Source organism: Kineococcus glutinatus (assembly GCF_039542765.1).
GTDB lineage: Bacteria > Actinomycetota > Actinomycetes > Actinomycetales > Kineococcaceae > Kineococcus_A > Kineococcus_A glutinatus.
In genome coordinates, this window is sequence record NZ_BAABIL010000394.1 from 1 (window position 1) to 2,524 (window position 2,524).

General features: G+C 76.0%; 1 protein-coding gene. It reads right to left on the minus strand.

Annotation, left to right across the window (positions count from 1 at the left end; all coding sequences use genetic code 11):
• A partial coding sequence (locus ABEB16_RS14465) for an Rne/Rng family ribonuclease (RefSeq protein ID WP_345712941.1) occupies positions 1–2,524 on the minus strand: 2,524 nt, incomplete at both ends.

Below are 2,524 nucleotides of genomic sequence, written 5' to 3' on the forward strand. Positions count from 1 at the left end.
GGGTAGGGCGGGAGTCGCGCGAGCCGGGCCCGGCGTCCGGTCCCCGCCCCGGACCGGTGGCGGGGGCGGCGGCGCCGGAACGCTTCTCGACGGGCTCGTCGTGCAGGATCAGCCCCCGGCCGCTGCACGCCTCGCACGTCTCGCTGAACGCCTCCAGCAGCCCCTGCCCGGCGCGCTTGCGCGTCATCTGCACCAGCCCCAGCGACGTCACCTCCGCGACCTGGTGCTTGGTGCGGTCACGGCCCAGGCACTCGGTGAGCCGGCGCAGCACGAGGTCGCGGTTGGACTCCAGGACCATGTCGATGAAGTCGATGACGATGATCCCGCCGATGTCCCGCAGCCGGAGCTGGCGGACGATCTCCTCCGCCGCCTCCAGGTTGTTGCGGGTGACGGTCTCCTCGAGGTTGCCGCCGGCGCCGGTGAACTTGCCGGTGTTGACGTCGACGACGGTCATGGCCTCGGTGCGGTCGATGACGAGGGAGCCGCCGGAGGGCAGGTACACCTTGCGGTCCAGGGCCTTGGCCAGCTGCTCGTCGATGCGGTGGACCGCGAACACGTCCAGCTCGCCCTCCCAGCGCTCCACGCGGGGCAGCAGGTCGGGTGCGACGGAGGCGACGTAGTCGCTCACCGTCGCCCAGGCGGTGTCACCGGCGACGACGAGCTTGCTGAAGTCCTCGTTGAACACGTCGCGGACCACCCGGACGGTGAGGTCGGGCTCGCCGTGCAGCAGGGCCGGTGCGCTGCCGGAGGTCTTGGCCTCGATCTCCGCCCAGCGCGCCTGCAGGCGCTCGACGTCGGCCGCCAGCTCCTCCTCGCTGATGCCCTCGGCGGCGGTGCGCACGATGACGCCCGCCCCCTCCGGGACGACCTTCCTGAGGACCTTCTTCAACCGGGAGCGCTCGGTGTCGGGCAGCTTGCGGCTGATGCCGGTCATCGACCCGCGCGGCACGTAGACGAGGTAGCGGCCGGGCAGCGAGATCTGGCTGGTCAGCCGGGCGCCCTTGTGCCCCACCGGGTCCTTCGTCACCTGCACCAGGACGCTGTCGCCGGACTTCAGGGCCAGCTCGATGCGCTTGGGCTGGCCCTCCAGGCCGGCGGCGTCCCAGTTCACCTCGCCCGCGTAGAGCACGGCGTTGCGGCCCTTGCCGACGTCGACGAAGGCCGCCTCCATGCTGGGCAGCACGTTCTGCACCCGGCCCAGGTACACGTTGCCGACCATGCTGGCCTGCGTCTGCCGCGCGACGTAGTGCTCGACGAGGAGACCGTCCTCGAGCACGCCGATCTGGGTGCGCCCCTCCCGCTCGCGCACGACCATGACCCGCTCGACGCTCTCGCGGCGGGCGAGGAACTCCGCCTCCGTGAGGATCGTGCGGCGGCGCCCGGCCTCCCGGCCCTCGCGGCGGCGCTGCTTCTTGGCCTCCAGCCGGGTGGAACCCTTCACGGAGGTGATCTCGTCGTCGCCGGTGCGGCCGGCGCGCCGGGGCTCGCGCACCCGGACGACCGTGTTCGGCGGGTCGTCCGGCGACGGCTCCTCGCTGCCACCGCGACGGCGACGGCGACGGCGACGACGGCTCGAGCCGCCCTCGGCACCGGTGTCGGCGTCCTCCTCCTCGTCCTCGGCGTCCTCCGCGTCCTCCGCGGCGTCCTCGGGCACCTGCGCGCCCTCGCCGGGCGTCTCCTCGTCCTCGACGTCCTCCGCGACCTCGCGGCCGCGTCCCCGCCTGCGGCGGCGCCCACCGCGACCCGCGGGTGCGGCGCCCTCGTCCTCGGCGGTCGGCTCGGCGTCCACCTCGGCGGTCGGCTCGGCGTCCACCTCGGCGTCCGGCTCCTCCTGGGCGCCCTCGTCGCGGGCGCTCTCGTCGGCCTCGTCCTCGGCCGCCTCCTCGCGGACCCGGCTGCGCCGCCCCCTGCCACCGCGACGGCGGCGGCGGCGCGGCGACCCCTCCGCGTCGTCGACCGCGTCCTCGTCGCCGGCCGCGTCGAGGGCGTCGAGGTCGTCGGCGGTCTCGTCGGCGTCCTCGTCGTCCACCGACGGTGCGGGGGGCCCGGCCGGGGCCGAGGCGCGCCGGCTGCGGCGGGGGACGCGCTCGGCGTCGGGGGCCTGGAAGAACACGGCGGTGGCCCGCGCGGCGGCCGGCAGCCCGGCCAGGGGGTCCTCGTCGCCGGCGGCACCGGTCGGCTCGTCGTGCGGAGCGGTGCGGTCGGCGGCGGTCACGTCCTCGCCACCGACCGCGGCGAGGGCGGCGAGCTCCTCGGCGACCTGGGCGGCGATCTCCGGCTGCACGGCGGTCGGGGGCGCACCGGCCGCGACGGCCGCGCGGACCTGGGGCTGCACCGCGGTGGCGGCGTCCCGGGCGGCCTCCTCGGTCGGCGCCTCCTCGGTCGCGGCCTGCTCGGTCGGCGCCTGCTCGGTCGGCGCCTGCTCGGTCGGCGCCTGCTCGGTCGGCGCCTCCTCGGTCGCGGCCTGCCGCACCTGGACGGCGACGTCCTCCGCGGTGGCCTCCTCCGCGGTGGCCTCGGCACC